The organism is Dyella japonica DSM 16301, assembly GCF_001010355.1.
Taxonomy (GTDB): Bacteria; Pseudomonadota; Gammaproteobacteria; order Xanthomonadales; family Rhodanobacteraceae; genus Dyella; species Dyella japonica.
In genome coordinates, this window is sequence record NZ_JPLA01000017.1 from 1 (window position 1) to 19,613 (window position 19,613).

At 65.3% G+C, this 19,613-nt stretch carries 18 protein-coding genes; 9 read left to right on the forward strand and 9 right to left on the reverse strand.

Annotated elements, in window-relative coordinates; translation table 11 throughout:
* Positions 1–48: 48 nt before the first annotated feature.
* A complete protein-coding gene (rpmG, locus tag Y882_RS06930) occupies positions 49–216 on the reverse strand; it encodes a 50S ribosomal protein L33 (protein ID WP_008211962.1) in 168 nt (55 codons plus the stop codon).
* 10 nt (positions 217–226) lie between these two features.
* A complete protein-coding gene (gene rpmB, locus Y882_RS06935; protein WP_046971178.1) occupies positions 227–463 on the reverse strand; it encodes a 50S ribosomal protein L28 in 237 nt (78 codons plus the stop codon).
* Between the two features lie 309 nt (positions 464–772).
* On the opposite strand from rpmB, the gene secB reads away from it, so the two are divergent.
* The 3 genes from secB (at position 773) to Y882_RS06950 (ending at position 5,473) form a co-directional block, all read left to right on the forward strand.
* Positions 773–1,264, forward strand: coding sequence for a protein-export chaperone SecB (gene secB, locus Y882_RS06940; RefSeq protein ID WP_046971179.1), 492 nt, complete (start codon positions 773–775; stop codon positions 1,262–1,264).
* Between the two features lie 17 nt (positions 1,265–1,281).
* Positions 1,282–2,310 carry an NAD(P)H-dependent glycerol-3-phosphate dehydrogenase gene (locus Y882_RS06945; RefSeq protein ID WP_046971180.1) on the forward strand — a complete coding sequence of 343 codons (1,029 nt, stop codon included), beginning with the start codon at positions 1,282–1,284 and terminating at the stop codon, positions 2,308–2,310.
* 145 nt (positions 2,311–2,455) lie between these two features.
* A complete protein-coding gene (locus tag Y882_RS06950; protein WP_046971193.1) occupies positions 2,456–5,473 on the forward strand; it encodes a DEAD/DEAH box helicase in 3,018 nt (1,005 codons plus the stop codon).
* 282 nt (positions 5,474–5,755) lie between these two features.
* On the opposite strand, the gene Y882_RS06955 is transcribed toward Y882_RS06950, so the two are convergent.
* A complete protein-coding gene (locus Y882_RS06955; RefSeq protein ID WP_046971181.1) occupies positions 5,756–6,082 on the reverse strand; it encodes a hypothetical protein in 327 nt (108 codons plus the stop codon).
* 202 nt (positions 6,083–6,284) lie between these two features.
* Positions 6,285–6,968: an HAD family hydrolase gene (locus tag Y882_RS06960; protein WP_046971182.1), complete on the reverse strand. Its 684-nt coding sequence runs from the start codon at positions 6,966–6,968 to the stop codon at positions 6,285–6,287.
* 136 nt (positions 6,969–7,104) lie between these two features.
* Between Y882_RS06960 and Y882_RS06965 the strand changes: the two genes are divergently transcribed.
* The gene (locus tag Y882_RS06965; protein ID WP_046971183.1) at positions 7,105–7,578 is read left to right on the forward strand and encodes a hypothetical protein; all 474 of its coding nucleotides are present in this window, start codon (positions 7,105–7,107) and stop codon (positions 7,576–7,578) included.
* Positions 7,579–7,602: 24 nt separating this feature from the next.
* On the opposite strand, the gene glk is transcribed toward Y882_RS06965, so the two are convergent.
* Positions 7,603–8,625: a glucokinase gene (gene glk, locus Y882_RS06970; protein ID WP_046971184.1), complete on the reverse strand. Its 1,023-nt coding sequence runs from the start codon at positions 8,623–8,625 to the stop codon at positions 7,603–7,605.
* 154 nt (positions 8,626–8,779) lie between these two features.
* On the reverse strand, positions 8,780–9,481 hold the full coding sequence (locus Y882_RS06975; RefSeq protein ID WP_046971185.1) for an SDR family oxidoreductase: 702 nt from the start codon (positions 9,479–9,481) through the stop codon (positions 8,780–8,782).
* Positions 9,482–9,690: 209 nt separating this feature from the next.
* On the opposite strand from Y882_RS06975, the gene Y882_RS06980 reads away from it, so the two are divergent.
* From Y882_RS06980 to Y882_RS06995, 4 genes are read left to right on the forward strand one after another with little or no spacing between them, the layout of a single operon-like run.
* On the forward strand, positions 9,691–10,230 hold the full coding sequence (locus Y882_RS06980; protein WP_046971186.1) for a winged helix-turn-helix transcriptional regulator: 540 nt from the start codon (positions 9,691–9,693) through the stop codon (positions 10,228–10,230).
* The gene (locus Y882_RS06985) at positions 10,227–11,330 is read left to right on the forward strand and encodes an HlyD family secretion protein (protein ID WP_046971187.1); all 1,104 of its coding nucleotides are present in this window, start codon (positions 10,227–10,229) and stop codon (positions 11,328–11,330) included. Before Y882_RS06980 ends, Y882_RS06985 begins: the two co-directional genes overlap by 4 nt.
* Positions 11,327–12,925, forward strand: coding sequence for a DHA2 family efflux MFS transporter permease subunit (locus tag Y882_RS06990; protein ID WP_046971188.1), 1,599 nt, complete (start codon positions 11,327–11,329; stop codon positions 12,923–12,925). Before Y882_RS06985 ends, Y882_RS06990 begins: the two co-directional genes overlap by 4 nt.
* Positions 12,926–12,955: 30 nt before the next feature.
* On the forward strand, positions 12,956–14,467 hold the full coding sequence (locus Y882_RS06995; RefSeq protein WP_082120984.1) for an efflux transporter outer membrane subunit: 1,512 nt from the start codon (positions 12,956–12,958) through the stop codon (positions 14,465–14,467).
* An 18-nt stretch (positions 14,468–14,485) separates the two neighbouring features.
* On the opposite strand, the gene Y882_RS07000 is transcribed toward Y882_RS06995, so the two are convergent.
* From Y882_RS07000 to Y882_RS07010, 3 genes are read right to left on the reverse strand one after another with little or no spacing between them, the layout of a single operon-like run.
* Positions 14,486–15,925 (reverse strand): cytochrome c, encoded by a 1,440-nt coding sequence (locus tag Y882_RS07000; protein WP_052949761.1) that lies wholly within the window; start codon positions 15,923–15,925, stop codon positions 14,486–14,488.
* Complete coding sequence (locus Y882_RS07005; RefSeq protein WP_046971190.1) at positions 15,922–17,697, reverse strand: GMC family oxidoreductase; 1,776 nt, start codon at positions 17,695–17,697, stop codon at positions 15,922–15,924. Before Y882_RS07005 ends, Y882_RS07000 begins: the two co-directional genes overlap by 4 nt.
* Complete coding sequence (locus Y882_RS07010) at positions 17,694–18,422, reverse strand: gluconate 2-dehydrogenase subunit 3 family protein (RefSeq protein WP_046971191.1); 729 nt, start codon at positions 18,420–18,422, stop codon at positions 17,694–17,696. The genes Y882_RS07005 and Y882_RS07010 overlap by 4 nt, the downstream gene beginning before the upstream one ends.
* A gap of 292 nt (positions 18,423–18,714) precedes the next feature.
* Here Y882_RS07010 and Y882_RS07015 point away from each other — a divergent pair.
* Positions 18,715–19,613, forward strand: an 899-nt coding sequence (locus Y882_RS07015; protein ID WP_046971192.1) for a cation diffusion facilitator family transporter, incomplete at its 3' end; no start/stop codon positions are given.

Below are 19,613 nucleotides of genomic sequence, written 5' to 3' on the forward strand. Positions count from 1 at the left end.
CCGCCTTTCGGCGGGTTTTTCGTGGAAGCGTCAATTAAACCCAAGGGCTTACTTGATCTTGCCTTCCTTGTAGATCACATGCTTGCGAACCACCGGATCGTACTTCTTGAACTCGAACTTTTCCGGGGTGTTCTTCTTGTTCTTCTGCGTGGTGTAGAAATGACCGGTACCGGCAGAAGAGATCAGGCGGATCTTGTCTTGCTTGCTGTTAGCCATGGCTCAATCCTCAGATCTTTTCGCCGCGGGAACGCAGGTCGGCGAGCACGGCTTCGATGCCGTTCTTGTCGATCGTGCGCAGGGCATGGTTGGAAACGCGCAGCTTCACCCAGCGGTTTTCGCTCGGGACCCAGAAGCGGCGCTCATGCAGGTTCGGCAACCAGCGGCGGCGAGTTTTGTTGTTTGCGTGCGAGACGTTGTTACCAGTCTGCACACCCTTTCCGGTGACTTGGCAAATACGGGCCATGATGACCTCCTGTTAGGCGCCCAAGGGCGCGTTTGCCACCCGTTAGCCAGGGCGGCATCGGCCCAGCGGCCTTGCGGCCTCGCGATGCTGGAGATGGTGCTGTTCGCGCCTGCCGTGAGGTCCGCATCGCGTGGCGGACGTGCCCGATGGATCGGGTCGGCATGGTCGAGCCGGCTATTCTCCCAGAAAAACAGGGCGGTGCGCAATATTTGCTCAACCGGGCTCCGGGCGCATGGCGGGCCGCGGGGATGTATGGAACAATTAAACCCTTTGCGTTTTCACGCACCGAACACTTACGAGGAATACCCCATGGCAGACGTTTCCGCCAACGGCCAGGCCGGCCAGCCCCAGCTGGTGCTGCAGAAGATCTACATCAAGGATGTCTCCTACGAGGCGCCCAACGCCCCGCAGATCTTCCAGGAAGTGGGCGAGACCGAGATGCAGCCGCAGGTCCAGCTCAACCTGGGCCAGAAGTCCGCCGATATGGGCAATGACCTGTACGAAGTGGTGCTGAGCCTCACCCTGACCTGCTCGCTGAACGATCGCACCGCCTATCTGGCCGAAGTGCACCAGGCCGGCGTGTTCGGCATCGCCGGTTTCTCGGAAGAGGATCTGGCCGGCATCCTCAACAGCTATTGCCCGAACCTGCTGTTCCCGTACGCTCGTCAAATGCTGTCGTCGCTGGTGCTCGAAGGCGGCTTCCCGCCGTTCCTGCTGCAGCCGATCAACTTCGACGCGCTGTATGCCGAACAGCAGCGCCGCATCCTCGGCGGCACCGCCGTCCCGACGCTCAACAGCTGATCCAAGAGTCCGTGCTCATGGTTGAGCGTCCGACCCTGGCCGTACTCGGTGCCGGTTCCTGGGGCACCGCCCTGGCGGCCCTGGCCGCCCGCAATCAGGTGCCGACCCGGCTGTGGGGGCGTGATGCCTCCGCGCTGAAGGCAATGGCTGAAACCCATTGCAACCAGCGTTATCTGCCCGACGTCGAGCTGCCGGCTGAGCTGGTCTACGAAGCCGATCTGGCCGCCGCCGTGCGCGGGGCCCAGGTCGTGCTGATCGTGGTGCCCAGCCATGCCTTCGCCTCCATGCTGGAGGAGCTGGCGCCGTACCTGGAACCCGACGCCCGCATTGCGTGGGCGACCAAGGGTTTTGAGCCGGGCACCGGCCGTTTTCTGCACGAACTGGTGGCCGAGCGCTTCCCGGGCCGTGCCGCGGCGGTCGTCACCGGCCCTTCGTTCGCCAAGGAAGTGGCCTCGGGCATGCCCAGCGCCGTCACCGTGCATTCGGACGACGCGGCGTTCGCGCATGAAATGGCGCTGATCCTGCACGCGCCGAACTTCCGCGCCTACTCCGGCAGCGACGTGCTCGGCGCCGAGCTCGGTGGCGCCATGAAGAACGTGCTGGCCGTGGCCACCGGCGTGGCCGATGGCATGGACCTGGGTCTCAACGCCCGTGCCGGCCTGATCACCCGCGGCATGAACGAAATGCTGCGCCTGGGCATGGCGCTGGGTGCGCGGCCGGAAACCCTGATGGGTCTGGCCGGGCTGGGCGATCTGGTGCTCACCTGTACCGGCGATCTCTCGCGCAATCGCCGGCTTGGCCTGGCGCTGGGCCGCGGCAAGGCCATCGACGAGGCCGTGCGCGAGATCGGCCAGGTGGTGGAAAGCGTGCTCACCGCCGACGAAGTGGCGCGACTGGCCGCCAAGCACGGCCTCGATCTTCCCATCAGCAGCGGCGTGCGCGCCGTGCTGCACGGCGAGGTGACGCCGGCCGAAGGACTCAAGCGGCTGATGAGCCGCGAGCAGAAGCCGGAATATCCGCACGGCCTGTTTACGCCGACGGTTTAAGCCTGTTCTTGATCGTTCCGTCGTCTACGCTGAACGCTTCCATGATCCAAACACGCATCGGTTTGAAAAAACCGGTGCGTGAGACGCGCACGCACGCAAGAGCCTTGCTAAGCTGAATCTTTTGGTCGCCCTGGATCGAATGCGCATGCAGTCACCGGACGATAAACGACACACGCAACGCGACGACGCCGGCGTCAGCGAGCCGCTGCCCAGCGTCTGGCGCAAGCTGCTGGCGCAAGCCGCGCCGCTCGTGCCGGCGGAGCCCCTGGTGCTCGGCTTCTTCATCGATGTCGTGCCCGAGGAAGGTGTGCCCTACGCGCATGTCGATGTGGCGCCGGTGCTGCTGGCCATGGCCGACCAGACCCGCTACGTACGCCCGATGCCGTTCGACAGCAAACACCTGTCGCAACAGCCACTGCAGCCGCACGAACAACGCCTGGCCGCGACCGTGCTCGGCCTGCCGCAGACCCTGCGCAAGAGCCGCACCTATGCGCGCCTGTCCGGCCATGTGGGCGATGCGCTGCTGGCGGAAATCCTCGACACCACACCGTGCTTCCTCGGCGGCCTGGCCGGCCTGCGCCTGTCGCGCGGCAAGGGTCATCAGCTCAACTGGCAGTGGCACCTGGAAAACGACGGCAGCCAGCGGCTGATGCCGTGCATGCCGGCCAATCATCGCGTCATGCGCATCGATGCGCTGTGGTACCTCGATGCCGAACGCGCGGAGATGGGTCACCTGGATGCGCCGCTGGAAGAAACCTCCTGGCTCGATCTGCCGCCGCTGAAGCACGAGTACAGCCAGATCCTGCGCGACGCCTTGCCGGGCAGCCGCCTCTCGCACCGCCTGCCGTTGCCGCAGGTGCTGGGCGAGCTGCGCCGCGCGGAGCTGTCGCCCAAGCCCGTGCTGACGCTGCACGCGCTCACCCGCCATGCCCGCCTGGCCGCAGGCACGCCACCGCTGGCCTATGCGCGCCTCAACTTTGACTACGCTGGCGAGCGTCTGCCCGGACGCGGTGGCGAGCCGCTGGTGCGCCGCGTGCGCAATGGCCATCTGGTGGAAATCATCCGCCGTCGCGCCGAAGAACTCTCCGCGATGGAGCAGCTCGAACGCGCCGGCCTCACGCCGGGCGTGGATACCGAAGGCCTGCCCTGGGATCTGGCCGACACCTTGCCCGAGGACGCCTGGCTGTTCCCCGGCAAGGGCTACGCGGGCGCGCTGGAAGTGAACACGCCGGCACGCTGGCTGGCGCTGCGTCCCAAGCTGGAAGCGGAAGGCTTCGTGCTCGACTACGCACCGAGCTTCCCGTTCGAAGTGCTCGAAGGCCCGGTGCGCTGGTACGGCAACGCGGTGGAAGACACCGACGACCACGCCTTCGACCTGGAAATCGGCATCGAGGTGGAAGGCAAGCGCCACAACCTGCTGCCCGCCGTGGCGCAGGCGCTGGCCGACCATCAGCTGAACTTGAGCCCGGTGCCGAACGAGCCCGAGGACGCCGTGTGGTACGCGCCGGTCGACGAGCGTCGCCGCGTGCCGGTGCGCCTGAAGGAATTGCGCGGCCTGCTGGCGCCGCTGGCCGAATATCTCGAACGTCCGCGCAAGAAGCTCCATCTGCCGCGCGTGCAGGCCGGTCGACTGGAAGAACTGGTTGAAGCGCTGCCCACCGGCGGCGAACTGGTCGCGCCCGACGCGCTGCGTGGATTCACCGCGCGCCTGCGTGATGCCGCCGAGCGCGCCAGCGATGTGGTGCCCGAAGGCCTCACGGTCGAGCTGCGTCCGTATCAGCGCGAAGGTCTGCGTTGGCTCAATGCGCTAGCCGAAGCCGGCGTGGGCGGCGTGCTCGCCGACGACATGGGCCTGGGCAAGACGCTGCAGCTGATCACGCATCTGCTGTCGCTCAAGGACAGCGGCGCCCTGACCGAACCGGCGCTGGTCGTGGTGCCTACCAGCCTGATTCCGAACTGGCTCGCCGAAGTGGCGCGCTTTGCGCCGGCGCTGCGCGTGCTGGCGTTGCATGGTCCGCAGCGCAGCGGCGACTTCTCGCAGATCGCCACGCACGATTTGATCCTCACCAGCTATGCGCTATTGCCGCGCGACGTGGTGTCGCTGCGCAAGCAGCCGTTCTCGCTGATCGTGCTCGACGAAGCGCAGCAGGTGAAAAACCCGCGCACGCAGGCGCGTCGGGCCGTGCTCAGCCTGCGCGCACCGCGTTGCATCTGCCTCACCGGCACGCCGCTGGAAAATCACCTGGGCGAACTGTGGTCGCAGGTGGATCTCTCGGTGCCCGGCCTGCTCGGCGACGAAGGCGCGTTCCGCCGCCACTATCGCGTGCCGATCGAACGCCATCGCGATACCGATTGCCAGGATCGCCTCAACCGCCGTCTTGCGCCCTTCATCCTGCGTCGTACGAAGTCGCAGGTGGCGAGCGAGCTGCCGCCCAAGACCGAGATCACGCGCCGCGTGATCCTCGAGGGCCGTCAACGCGAACTCTATGAAAGCCTGCGACTGTCGCTGGCGGAAGAACTGCGCGAGGTCATCGCCCAGCGCGGCATCTCGCACAGCGGCATCGTGGTGCTCGACGCACTGCTGAAGCTGCGCCAGGTCTGCTGCGATCCGCGCCTGGTGAAGCTGGAAGCGGCGCGCGGCGTGCGCGATTCGGCGAAGTTCGAATTGCTGATGGACATGCTGCCGGCGCTGCTGGCGGAAGGCCGCAAGGTGCTGCTGTTCTCGCAGTTCACCGAAATGCTCAAGCTGATCGCGCACGAGCTGGATCGCCATCGCATCCGCTACGTCACGCTCACTGGCGAAACGCGCGATCGCGCCGAACCGGTGCGCCAGTTCCAGGAAGGCGAGGTGCCGCTGTTCCTGCTGTCGCTGAAGGCTGGCGGCGTGGGCCTCAACCTCACCGCCGCCGACACCGTGATCCATTACGACCCGTGGTGGAATCCGGCGGCGGAAGCGCAGGCCTCCGATCGCGCCCATCGCATCGGCCAGGACAAGCCGGTGTTCGTGTTCCGCCTGATCACCGGCGGCACGGTGGAGGAGCGCATCGAAGAGCTGAAGGCGCGCAAGGCGGAGCTGGCCGAAGCGGTGCTGGAGGGTGGCGGTACGCGCGAGAAGCTGAGTTTTGATCAGTCGGATCTGGATGCGTTGTTGGCGCCTGGCTGATCGGCTGCTGTCGCCCTCAATATCTCGTTGTGAGGGCGCGCCCTGTATCTCCCTGTGGGAGCGCACCCTGTGCGCGACAGCCACGCCGTGGTGTACCGCTCCGTAGGTTTGTCGCGCACAGGGTGCGCTCCCACAAACAGCGGGTCGTCGCATTCAATCGATCATCCTTGGCGAATGAGTCTTCTGTAGGAGCGCACTTGTGCGCGACCGCCCCGCTGGGGTGTACCGCTCCGTGGGGTGGTCGCGCACAAGTGCGCTCCTACAATGTTCGCGCCCGGTGCACTACATCGCCGGCCTCGTCCGCAACAGCGCATCCACCGCCTGCTGCCATTGCGGCGATCCCAGTGGTGATTGCGGGGCCTCTTGCCCCAGCTTGTGCTGCACCGCGCTGTTCCATTCCGAGGAACCGCGGTCGGGGCCGTGGCCGTCGTCGGTGATGTGCAGGCGGTCGTCGACCCATTCGTACCATTGCGGGGAGCCCAGCTCGGCGTTGTCGGGCGTGCTGGCCGCCGCGGCTTTGGGCGCTGGTGGTTTCTGCTCGGGCGGCGGCGACGAGGGCGAGCACGCGACGAGCAGCGCGAGGGGAAGCAGGGCGAGGAAACGGCGCATGAGCCCTCCGGGTGTCACGAATCCTGTTCCGAGACTAGCGCAAGCATTTGCGGTGCGATGAATCGACCGAAAACATAAGGAACGAGTTAAAGGGCGGGAGTAAGGGGAGAGGAGTGAGAAGTGAGAGAAGAGCAGGCCCGCTCTCTCTCACTTCTCACTCCTCTCCACTCACTCCTCGCTCCTCTTCCCTCACTCCTCGCTCTCAGCTTCGCGCCACCACTTCGTCGATATGCTTGAGCAGGTCTGCCGGGTCTTCGTAGACGCGGAACGCGCCGGCGTCTTCCAGCTCTTCCTCGCCGTAGCCGCCCGACAGCAGGCCCACGCCGAGCGCGCGGGCGCGCTGCGCGGCGAGCATGTCCCAGATGCTGTCGCCGATGACCAGGCTGTAGTGGATATCGATGCCCAGGCGCTGCGCGGCGGCGATGAAAAGATCCGGATCGGGTTTGGCGTGGCGCACCTGGTCGCGCGTCACCACCGGTACTTTCGAGGGATCTACGCCCAGCGCTTCGAGATTGTGCGCCGCTGTGGTCATGCGGCCGCTGGTGGCGATTGCCCAGGGAATTTCCGCATCGGTGAGGAAGGCCAGCAGCTCGCGCGCACCCGGCAGCGGACGCACCGAGCCCTGCGTGGCCTGGCGGTTGTACGCCTCGGCGTGCCAGGTGCGCAGGCGGGTCAGGCGTTCCTCGGTGATCTCGATGCCGGTCTCGCGCAGCAGGATGTTGGCGAACAGGCCGCCGCTCATGCCGATCTTGCGGTGGATGCGCCACACCGACAGCTCCACGCCTTCGCGATCGAGCGCTTCCTTCCAGGCCAGGACATGCTGGTAGACGCTGTCGACCAGCGTGCCGTCGAGATCGAACAGGAAAGCGGTGTCGCTGCGTGGCATGGGGGGGGCGCTCGCGCTGGGGAAGGTCGCTAAAGCGTAGCACCCGCGCAAGCTGCGACCTGGAAGCGTGATGCAACGCACGGCCCGATGTAGGCCTCACTTTGCCTGACAGAAAACTTCTCGTTGGCTGCTTAACGTGCGTGTCGTCGAACTAGCGACTCCGGCCGGGGGCGGGGAGCGCGCGGCGTCGCAACGCGAAGCGCGCTCGCTGGAAGACGCGTCGCCCTTGGCGACCATCGCCTACATGGACATTCCCGGCTGGTCGCTCGCGCGACGACACCATCAACGCGAACAGGGGAATGTCATGAACAGGAACAGGAGGCTCGCACTCGCAGGCGTGGCGACATGGGTGGCCATGGGCGCGGCGAGCGCGCACGAGGGATATGCGCAACTTGCCTTTATCGGCGCGGTCGTACAGGAGGCCTGCAACCCCGGCGCACCCGTCGGTGCACCGGGTCGTGTGCGGAGCTGCGGCAGTGGCAGCTCACGCGCCGTCTATACGGAGAACACAGCGACCGCCCAGGACGCCACAGGCGTCGCCATGCTCGATTACTTTGTGGATCGGCACGACGGTGGTCACAAGTACGTGGTGACGCGCCAGTACCTTTGAGTTCAAGCCAACGGCTGGCCCGGGTCAGCCGTTGTTGGGTACCAGCGACTTGCCGGCGTCGAGCACCGCCAATGCCGCGGCGCCGAGCAGGCCCGGATCCGGATGCATCATGGCCACCGTGGGCACCTGCTCCATGGTTTCGCGGAAGCGGCCCTTGGCTTCGAAGCGCTCGCGGAAACCGCCGTGCTTCAGCCACGGCAGCAGGATCGGCAGCATGCCGCCGGTGAGATAGACACCATCCCAGCCGCCCAGGCTCAACACCAGGTCGCCCGCCACGCTGCCGAAGATGCCGGCGAGCGTTTCCACCGTGCGCACGCACAGCGGATCGGTGCCTGCCTCGGCGCGCGCGGTGATGTCTTCGGGCGTGTATTCCTCCGGCGGCTGGCCGGCGATGTCGGCCAGGGCGAGGTAGAGATTCACCAGGCCGTTGCCGCAGATCATGCGTTCGTTGGAGACGCGGCCGAAGCGCGCGTTGAGGCGATGCAGGATTTCCACGTCTTCGGTGGTGTGCGCCGCGAAACCGGCGTGGCCGCCTTCGGTCTCCAGCACCATCCAGCGGCCTTCGCGGCGCATCAGGCCAGCCACGCCAAGACCGGTGCCAGGACCCACCACGACGAAGGTCTGCGTTTCGCGCGTACCCAGTTCGGTGATCGGCTGCGGACCGACCGAGGACAGCTGATCGTGCGTGTGCAGCGGCACGGCCATCGCCTGCGCGGCGAAGTCGTTGACCAGGTGCACGGCTTCCATGCCCAGCTCGGCCTGCAGCGCATGCGCCGCGACCTGCCAGGGATTGTTGGTGACCTTCACCGTTTCGCCTTCGCTGACGCGACCGGCGGCGGCGATGATGGCGCGCTGTGCGGTGAACCCCGTGTCCGTGAAGTACTGGCGCATGGCTTCGGCCAGCGAGTCATGATCCTTGACCCGGTAGCGGCGCACGCTGTCCTCCATCAACGGATTCACACGGCCCGTATCAGCCAGCGCAAATCGCACGTTGGTACCGCCAAGGTCAGCAAGCAAGGTGGGGGCGGCACGGGCGGGTGTTCTCATGGACGGTCCTGCACTTGGGGAGACGGTAAGCGTGACTCCCTCGGGCTTTTTCGTCCAGTACTGCGGTGCAGCGAAACGCTGCCATTCGCGACCGAATGGACGGCCTTGCGGCCGTCCATGGGTGTCTGACGGGTTGCTACGTGGTGACCGGCGATCAGCCGCCCAGATAAGCCGCTGGCGTGGCGCCAAAGCCGGCCTTCACCTGCTTGGCCGTGTCGTCCGCCAGCACTTCGGCATCGCCGCGCTCCAGCGCTTCGAGGGTGCGGGCCGCGATATCGGCCGGGCTGGCCTTGGGCGCGTCCACGTGGCTCACCATGTCGGTATCGATGTAGCCAGCATGGATGCCGAGCACCTGGGTGCCCTGGGCGCGCAATTCGTTGCGCAGACTGTTGGTGAGCGACCACGCCGCTGCCTTGGTCACCGAGTAGGCGCTGGTGCTTTCCAGGCTCAGCCAGCTCAGCGCAGAGAGCATGTTCACCAGGGCGCCGCCGCCGTTCTTCTTCAACACCGGTGCGAACGCGGCGCTGACTGCGTAAACGCCGTACAGATTGGTTTCCATGATGCGGCGCAGGTTGCTCTCGCCATCGGCGGCGTCGAGCAGGGGCGCGCCACCGGTGATGCCGGCGTTGTTGATCACGATGTCCACATCCGCAGCCAGCTTCGCCGCGGCGGCAACGTCCTGCGGGTTGGTCACGTCCAGCTTGACCGGCACGACGCCGGGCAGGGTGACGGTGGAAGGATCGCGCGCAGCGGCATAGACCTTGCGCGCGCCGGCAGCCAGCACGGCCTTGGCGAAGGCGAGACCGAGGCCGCGATTGGCGCCGGTGATGAAGACGGTGGAACCCTGGATTTTCATGGCGGAGTGTCCTGTAGCGGGGGAGTAAGCGCCTTGCGGCTGTTTATATGACTTAGATCATATAATTCGATGTTCCGCCGGTTTCAAGGGCAGGGGCCAAACTTTTTCTGGTGCCGCCGGGTTCACGCCGTCCTCACAAAAAGTCACTTGCATTTCGCAAGTTACGCTTTATATGATGCACGTCATGTAATGCAGCAGGACCTCCCGCCGTGCGCCACACCACCGCCGAAAACATGCAATGCCCGATCGCCCGTGGTTTGGACCGGGTCGGCGAGTGGTGGAGCATGCTGATCCTGCGCGACGCCTTTTATGGCTTCACGCGCTTCGACGATTTCCAGACCAGCCTGGGGATCGCGCCGAACATCCTCAGCCGCCGCCTGGCGATGCTGGTGGAAACGGGCATGCTCGAGCGCCGTCGCTACAGCACCCGCCCCGTGCGCCACGAATACGTGCTCACCGAGCGCGGCCGCGACTTCCGTCCGGTGCTGCTGGCGATGATGGCCTGGGGCAACCGGCACTTCGCCGAGGAAGGCCAGGCCATCGAGCTGGTCGATCGCCAGCTGGGCCACGTCGTCGAACCGGTGCTGGTCGATCGCCAGACGGGCGAACCCATCACCCGCGAACGCCATGAAATGCGCGCCGGCCCCGCCGCCAGCGAGCGCATGCGTGCGCGCATCGAATTCAGGAATTCACGGGCGCAAGCCCTGCAAACCCTTTCCCATCCCAAGCCTCCGGAGTCACTCCCATGAATGCCGTCACCGTTGCCGAACGCGCGGACGCACCCGCCGTTACGGAATCCGTTCCCCGAAGCAGGAAGAAGCAGCTGCTCAGGCTCGCCATCGGCGCGGCCGTGATCGCCGGTGTGCTCTACGGCGGCCACTGGTGGAGCGTGGGCCGCTTTATCGAAGACACCGACGATGCCTATGTCGGCGGCGATGTCACCGTGATCGGTCCCAAGGTGCCCGGCTATATCACGCAGGTCGCGGTGACCGACAACCAGGTGGTGCAAGCCGGCGACCTGCTGGTGAAGATCGACGATCGCGACTACCGCGCCGCGCTGGCCAAGGCCGACGGCGCCGTGGCCGCGCAGGAAGCCTTGCTCGCCAATCTGGACGCCACCGAAAAACTGCAGCTGGCGGTGATCCGCCAGGCGCAGGCCAGCGTGGCCGCGGCCGATGCCGAAACACAGCGCTCGCGTGACGACCAAGAGCGTTACCGCGACCTCTCCAGCCGCTCGGCAGTGTCGATCGAAAGCGCGCAGCGCGCCGATGCCACGTACAAGACGGCACGTGCCGGTTCGGATAAGGCCGATGCTTCACTGGTCGCCGCGCAGCGGCAGATCGATGTGATCGAATCGCAGAAGCAGCAGGCACGCGCCGCTCTGCAACAGGCGAAGGCGGAACAGGACATCGCGCGACTCAACGAGGGTTATACCGAGCTGCGCGCACCGGTGGACGGCGTGGTCGGCAATCGTCGCGCTCGCACGGGCGCCTATGCCGCGGCGGGAACGCAGCTGCTGTCGGTGGTGCCGGCGCGTGGCCTGTGGGTCGACGCCAACTTCAAGGAAGACCAGCTTGCCCGCATGACCGCCGGGCAGTCGGTGGAAATCCGCGCCGACGTCGTGCCTGGCCGCGTCTTCCACGGCCATCTCGCGAGCCTCGCCCCGGCCACCGGTGCACAGTTCAGCGTGCTGCCGCCGGAGAACGCCACCGGCAACTTCACCAAGGTCGTGCAGCGCGTGCCGGTACGCGTGGTGTTGGACAGCAAGGACGACGCGCTGGGTGTGCTGCGCCCCGGCCTCTCCGTGGTGGCTGATGTGGATACGCGCAGCCGGACCGCCACGCCATGAACGCCCATGCCGCCAGCGCGCCGCTGAGCGGGCCCATCGATCCGGCCGCGCTCAGCATCGCGCAGAAAGTGTTCGCCTTCGCCAGCATGTGCGTGGGCATGTTCATCGCCTTGCTCGATATCCAGATCGTGTCCGCGTCGCTGCGCGACATCGGCGGCGGACTGTCGGCAGGTACGGATGAAACGGCCTGGGTGCAGACCAGCTATCTCATCGCGGAAATCGTGGTGATTCCGCTGTCGGGCTGGCTGTCGCGCGTGATGTCCACGCGCTGGCTGTTTGCCGCGTCGGCGGCGGGTTTCACCGTGACCAGCATGCTGTGCGGCATGGCCTGGGACATCAAGAGCATGATCGTGTTCCGCGCGCTGCAGGGCTTCCTCGGCGGCTCGATGATCCCGATGGTATTCACCACCGCCTTCGTGTTCTTCCAGAACAAGCAGCGCGTGATTGCGGCGGCCACCATCGGTGCGATCGCCTCGCTGGCGCCGACGCTTGGGCCCACGCTGGGTGGTTGGATTACCGATCACTCCTCGTGGCACTGGCTGTTCTTCATCAACCTGGTGCCGGGCATTTTCGTCGCGGTGGCGGTGCCGATGCTGGTCAATATCGACCGCTCGGATTACTCGCTGCTGCGCCACGCCGACTATCTGGGCATGGTGCTGCTGGCGATCTTCCTCGGCTGTCTGGAATACACGCTGGAAGAAGGTCCGCGCTGGAACTGGTTCAGCGACCAGACGATCCTTACCACAGCGTGGCTGTCGGGGCTGGCGGGCGTGGGTTTCATCGCGCGCAGCCTGACCTACGATCATCCCGTTGTCGATTTGCGCGCACTGCGCGACCGCAACTTCGCGCTTGGCTGCTTCTTCTCCTTCGTCACCGGCATCGGCCTGTTCGCCACCATCTATCTCACGCCGCTGTTCCTGGGTCGTGTGCGTGGCTACAGCGCGTTGCAGATTGGCGAGGCGGTGTTCTCCACCGGCGTGTTCCAGATCTTGAGCATTCCGCTCTACACCTTCCTGGCCAAGCGCTACGACTTGCGCTGGATCATGATGGTGGGGCTGGGTGTGTTCGCCATCTCGATGTGGGACTTCACCCCGATCACGCATGACTGGGGCGCGCACGAATTGCTGCTGCCGCAGGCCCTGCGCGGCATGGCCCAGCAGCTTGCGGTACCGCCGGCGGTGACGCTCACCCTAGGCGGCCTGGCGCCGAACCGTCTGAAGCTCGCCTCGGGCCTGTTCAACCTGATGCGCAACCTTGGCGGCGCGATCGGTATCGCGGTGTGCGCGACCATCCTCAACGACCGCACCAACCTGCATTTCTATCGCCTGTCCGAACATCTCAACGCGAGCAATGAAGCGATGAACGGCTGGCTGGCACAGACCACCGGCCATATCGCCGAACTCGGCCAGAACGTCGACGACGCCACCAATGGCTCGCTGCATCAGTTGTGGCAGCTGGCATATCGCGAAGCCCAGACGCTCTCGTACGCAGACGCCTTCCTCGCCATCGGCCTGTGCTTTGTCGTCGCAACGGCGATGGTGCCGCTGATGCGCAAGGTGGCGCCGCCTGCCGCGCCGTCCGCCGATGCGCACTGATCGAATTCTTTCTACTTTTGAGATATCACGATGAACACTTCGCTTTCGTCATCTGCCGGCGCGTCACGCTCATCATCGCGTCGCCATTCACTGGTTTTGGGCGCACTCGCGTCGGCATTGATCGGTCTGGCCGGCTGCACGGTCGGTCCCAACTACGTGCGTCCTGAGGTAAAGACCAACACCGACTATGCGAGCCAGTCACTGCTGCAGCAGCGCGATGCCACGCGCGCCGCGCCGGAGCTCGATGCGTGGTGGCAGGGGTTCGATGATCCCGAGCTCACCCGCATCATCAGCCGCGTGATGGCGCAGAACCTCGATCTCGCTGCGGCGATGGCGCGCGTGGACCAGGCTCGTGCGGCAGCGCGCGAAGCCGGCGCGCAGCTCGCACCGCAGGGCAGTCTCGACGGCCAGCTGGTGCAGCAACATCAATCCACCAAGGGCCCGCTGGGCGAGATCGCCAGCCAGACTCCTGGTTACAAGCGATCGCAGACGCTGGAAACATTGGGCGTCGGCGCAAGCTGGGAGCTCGATCTTGCCGGCGGCTTGCACCGTGGCGCCGAGGCCGCAGATGCCGAAGCGCAGGCGGCGGAAGCCAGCCAGGACGGCGTGCGGGTCTCCGTCGCGGCAGAGGCTGCCGACAGCTATTTCCAGGTGCGCGGTGCGCAGGAACGCATCCGCCTCGCGCAGCAGCAGATCGATACGGAAAACAAGCTGCTGGAGTTGGTCAAGCTGAGGCTGGCCGGTGGCCTGGCGACCACGCGAGAAGTGGCGCAGGCCCAGGCGCTGGTGCTGCAGGCCAAGACCACCTTGCCGCCGCTGCGCATCACGCTGGCGCAACAGCTCAACCGTCTTGATGTGCTGATGGGCGCCGCGCCCGGCACCTACGCGGCGGAACTGCAGGATCACGCGCCGAGCTTCACCGTGCCGGTGATCGGCACCGACGGCGGCCCGGACATGCTGCTGCGCCGCCGCCCGGACGTGATCGCCGCCGAGCGCAAGCTCGCCGCATCGAACGCACGCATCGGCGTTGCCGTGGCCGAGTACTACCCGAAGGTCTCGCTGGGCGGCCTGCTCGGTTTTGAAAGCCTGCAGAGCGGCTCGCTGTTCTCCTCCCAGGCGTTCCAGCCGCAAGCCGTGCTCGGCCTGCACTGGCGCCTGTTCGACTTCGGTCGTGTGGATGCGGAAGTGGCGCAGGCCAAGGGCGCCAATGCCGAAGCGCTGGCGCAGTATCGCCAGTCGATGCTGCGTGCCACGGAGGACGTGGAGAACGCCATCGTTTCCCTCGCCGAGCTGGAAACCCAACACCGCGATCTGACCCTGGAAGTGCAGGCCCACGTGCAGGCCCGCGATGCCGCGCAGGATGCGTACAAGGGTGGCGCGGTCAGCCTGATCGAAGTGCTGGATGAAGATCGCCAGCTGCTGACCTCGCGCGACGAACTCGCTCGCGTCCATGCGGATGACGCGCGCGCCGCAGTGGCCACGTTTCGGGCATTGGGTGGCGGCTGGTCCGGCAGCGAGGCGAAGGCAGTGGCAGCGCGTTGAGCGCTGCCATGCACGGCGTTACTTAGACGGCGGAGGCGTTGGCGGCACCTGGTCTTCCGCGTCCGCCTTGAGCTCGTTGGGGTCGCGTACCCGCGGATCGTAACTCGTCATCAAGGGCTGGCCGACCGGTGGCTTGTCGCGCAGATCCGCCACCTGTCCCGCCGTCACCGCGCCACCGCGATTGCCCCAGCTGGAGCGCACGAAGGTGAGGATGTCCGCGATCTGCTGATTGTTCAGGCGTTCGCGGAAGGCCGGCATGCTGAACTGCGTGGGCGCATCGCGCCCGGCCGGCATGGTGGCGCCGTGCAGCACAAGACGCACGGCCGAGCCGGGATTCTCGCCATTGAGCACGGGATTGCCGGCCAATGCGGGATAGACCTGTCCGTAACCGTGTCCGTCGGTGCGATGGCAGGTGGCGCAATTGTCGATGTACAGCTGCGCCCCCGGTGTGCTCACGTTGCCGCTGTAGAGCGCCGTGTGCCTGGCCGCGTCGTAGGTCACCGCCTGTTCCTGCCGCGCCGCCGGCAAGGACTTCAGGAAGTGGACCATGGCGGCGAGATCCGCATCGCTCATGTACTGCGTGCTGTGTTCGATCACGTCGCTCATGCCGCCAAACACGGCACTGCGTTCGGTGCGTCCGGTCTTCAGCAGGGCGATCAGCTCATCGTCCGGCACGCTGCCCAGACCGCTGGCCAGTTCGCCGCGCAAGCTGGGCGTGACCCAGTTGTCGTTGACGCTGCCGCTGAGATAAACCGTGCCATCCTTCGGCCCCAGCGCCTTTTCCTGCAGGGTGAATGCGCGCGGCGTGTGGCAGGCACCGCAATGTCCCAGACCTTCCACCAGATATTGCCCGCGCGCCATGGTTGCATCGCCGGTGGCGGCGGTCTCGATCGGCGACACCTTCGGCGCGAACAGCCAGCGCCAATAGGTGAGCGGCCAGCGCATGGACAGCGGCCAGTGGATGTCCTCGGCGTGGTTGTCCTGTTTCACCGGTTGCACGCTGTGCATGAAGTACGCGTACAAGGCCTGGATATCCTCATCGTTCACCTTCGCGTACGACGGATACGGCATGGCGGGGTAGAGCGTATGGCCGTCCGCATTGATCCCACGGCGCACCGCGCGCTCGAACTGGCCATAGCTGTACTTGCCGATGCCGGTGTCCGGATCGGGCGTGATATTGGTGCTGTAGATGGTGCCGATCGGCGAGGCGATCGGCAGGCCGCCGGCATAGGCCTTGCCGCCGGGCGCGGTATGGCAGGCCGCGCAATCGCCCAGGCGCGCAAGGTATTCGCCCTGCTTGATCTGATCGGGCGTGGCCTCTGCTGCTTTTGCGGTCGGATCACCGCCGCCGCCGGGAAACAGCATGGCCAGCAGCCACACGATCACCAGCAACACGACGAGGACGACGATCACGCGCCACAGGGTGTTGCCACGACGAGGCTTCGCATAGGTGTTCATGCCTGCACCAGAGGCCCGGGATTCTTGAGGTAGGTCTCGCGGATGGCCTTGACGGACATGTACGTGAGGCCGCCGATCAGACCGGTCGGGTTGTAGCCGAGGTTCTGCGGGAACGCCGACGCACCCGTGACAAACACGTTGTGCACGTCCCAGTTCTGCTGGAAGCGATTCAGGGCGCTGGTCTCGGGTGAAGTGCCCTGGATCACGCCGCCGGTGGTGTGCGTCGTCTGGTACTGGCGCACGTCGTAGTGGCCGCCCGGTTTGCGTATCGTCTGCGAGGTCTGCCTGGGCTTCATCGCATCGGCAATCTCCTGCGCACGATCGGTCAGGAATTGCGTCATCTTGTATTCGTTGTCGTGCCAGTCGAAGGTGATGCGCAACAGCGGCAGGCCAAACGCATCCTTGTAGGTCGGGTCGAGATCGAGATAGCGATCGCGATAGGCCATCACCGAACCATGCGACTGCACGCCGGTGGTGTGCAGGTAACTATCCTTCGCCGCGCGCTTCCACTTTTCGCCCCACGCCGGTGTACCCGGTGGCACCAGCAGCTGCTGGATCGGTCGGCCGCCGGTCTGCCCGCCGAGGATGTAACCACCGCCGACGAAACCATGCGGCCCGTGGTCGAAGTGGTCGGAGTTGAACTCGTCGATGATCTGGTTGCCGCCCGAACCCGCGCCGATGAACGGATTGATCGCCACGTCCTTGTCGAAGAAAACGTTGACGTTGCTCATCATCTGGTACGCGTAGTTCTTGCCGATCACGCCCTTGCCGGTTTTCGGATCGTAGGGCGCACCGATGCCGGACATCAGCATCAGGCGCACGTTGTGCATCTGGAAGGCCGACACGATCACCAGATCGGCGGGCTGCTCGACCTGCTGTCCTTGCGCGTCGATATAGGTCACGCCGGTGGCGCGCTTGCCGCTGGAATCGAGGTTGATCTTGATCACATGGCTGTTGGTGCGCAGCTCGAAATTCGGCTTGCGCATCAGCACGGGCAGGATGGTGGTCTGCGGCGACGCCTTGGAATACATGAAGCAGCCGAAGCGCTCGCAATAGCCGCACAGATTGCACGGACCCAGCCGCACACCATGCGGATTGGTATAAGGCCGCGATGCATTCGACGAGGGCTGCGGGAACGGCTTGTAGCCCTTCGAGCGAGCGGCATCGGCAAACAGTTTGGCGCCGTAGTTGTCGGCCACCGGCGGATTGGGATACTCGCGCTTGCGCACCCCTTCGAACGGATTGCCGCCGTCCTTGATCTCGCCATTGAGATTGCCGGCGCGCCCTGAGGTGCCGCACAGGTACTCAAACTGATCGAGGAAGGGCTCCAGCTCGTCGTAGGTGACGCCATAGTCCTGGATCTGCATGTCCTCGGGCATGAACTTCTGCCCGTAGCGCTTGCTGATATGACTGTGGAATTCCAGATCCTCCGGCGAGGGCCGATAGTGCTGCCCGTTCCAGTGGATGCCCGCGCCGCCCACGTTGTTGCCGAGCAGGAACGAGCCGTACTGGCGATACGGCACGGCGGTCTCGTTGAGATTGTGGCGTATCGTCACCGTCTCGCGCGCCAGCGGCTGGAACAGTTCGCCACGGATGCCATAGGCCAGTTCATCGGCATTGTGCGGATAGGTGAAGTCGGGCGAGGTATCGCGATAGGCGCCGCGTTCCAGCGCCAGGATCTTCAAACCCGTATCGACCAGTTCCATGCCGATGATCGCGCCGGTCCAGCCAAAGCCGACCAGCACCACGTCGACCGGTTTCATGCGCGTCATGATTTCGCCCCTTCGATCGACACCGGCCCGAACGGATAGACCTTGCCGGGCTGTTCGATCCAGTCGGCATAGTCGGCGCGCGCGCCAGGAAAGCCGATCATCTTCCAGCCGCCCATCTGCCTGTTGCCGCCGTACATCGGGTCGGCGAAGTAGCCTTCCTTGGTGTTGGCCAGCAACTGGGTGAAGAAGGCCACCGCCGGGATATCGTCGAGCTGGATCTCACCCTTCTCCATCTGATGGAGGATGGCGTCGCGTTGCTCGGCGGGCAGCGCGGAGAACTTCTGGTTGTGCTGCTTCTGGCACCAGCTGTCGACCGAGGCGATGCCCTTGCGATAGAACTCGCGCGGCGTGTAACGCAGCTGATAACCCAGCGTGGCCGGTGCATCGGGCACGAACGGGCCCTGCATATACCAGAGACCGCCATGGCCGTAGGCCGCTTCCATCTGGCGATCTAGAAACTCCGGTACGCCCGCTTCAACGGCGCTGGGTCCGTCCTCATTGGGTGGGATCAATCGCTCCACCGCCGCCTGCAGGAAATCCCACTCGGGCGCCGTGAAATAACGTGGCGTGTACTTCGTTGCCGTGGCAGCTGCCGCAGGCGTCGCGGCCGTGCTGCTTTGCGTCTGCGCGATGGCGGAGGTTCCCAGGAGACTGACGGCAGGTACCGCCACCAGCGACTGTCGCAAAAAGTCGCGACGGGAAGGCGATCTGGGCTTGCTGGTCATGACAATCCCTTACCAAACGTGCGTTGCGTTCGCCGATCCTGACGCGACAGCTGAATGCAAAACGTGAAGGTTTGTTGACAGAGAAAACACAGCGAGCGGACGCCCGGTGCGCATTTTCATCGAAGCGTTTGGACGCCCATCATTCACGCCATGTCGACCGCGCAACCCCTCCCTTGTAGGAGCGCANNGTGCGCTCCTACAAGGGTCTGCGCATTGTGGGGGGGCGTACAGGCCTCATCGTGCCGCCGACGCGAGTACGCCATAATGTGCGGGACCACCCTTGGGGATCGGCATGGACACCTCCCGCGAACAACGCCTGCTGCGCGTGTCGATCGGCGCAACCTTCCTGGTCGGCGTGGCCTGCGTCACGGTAGGCTTGCTGATGCACTCGCAGGCCATCGCCTTCGATGGCTTCTACTCGCTGGTCGACGTGGTGCTTACCGCGGGCTCGCTGCTGGTGTCCCATCTGGTCACCAGCGAAGGCAGCCGGCGCTTCCAGTTCGGCTACTGGCACCTGGAGCCGTTGGTGCTGGTGTTCAACGCGGCGGTGCTCTCCGCGATCTGCAGCTACGGCGGCTTCACCGCCCTGCATGGCCTGCTGACTGGCGGTCACGAACTCGCGTTCGGTTTTGGCGCGGTGTGGGCGGCGGTGATGGGCGTGGTCAGCCTGGCCATGGCGCTTTATGTGCGACGCCAGGCCAATGCCTTGGGATCGGTGCTGCTGCAACTGGACGCGAAGGGTTGGTTTATCGGCGGCGCGATCAGCGTTGCGGTGCTGGTGGGCTTTGCGTTGGCGGCGGCGATCGAGGGCGGTCCGTTCGATCACGCCACGCGCTATATCGATTCCACTGTGCTCCTGCTGCTGACCATCGCGCTGTTGCCGCTGCCCCTGGGCAGCCTATGGCATGCGTTGCGCGAAGTGCTGCAACTGGCACCCGATTCGCTCGACCAGCGCGTGCGTGATGTGATGACACGCTTGGTGCAGGAGCGTGGCTATCTGCACTTCACCAGCTATGTCGCCAAGATCGGGCGCATGCGGTTTATCGATATCCACATCCTGGTGGATGCGTCGCGGCCGCTAGGTGATATGCGGGATGTGGATGCGGTGCGTAGCGAGATCGCCACGCGGCTGGGTACCGATATTCGCGCCGAATGGCTGACCATCGTGTTCACCGGCAAGCGGGAGTGGAT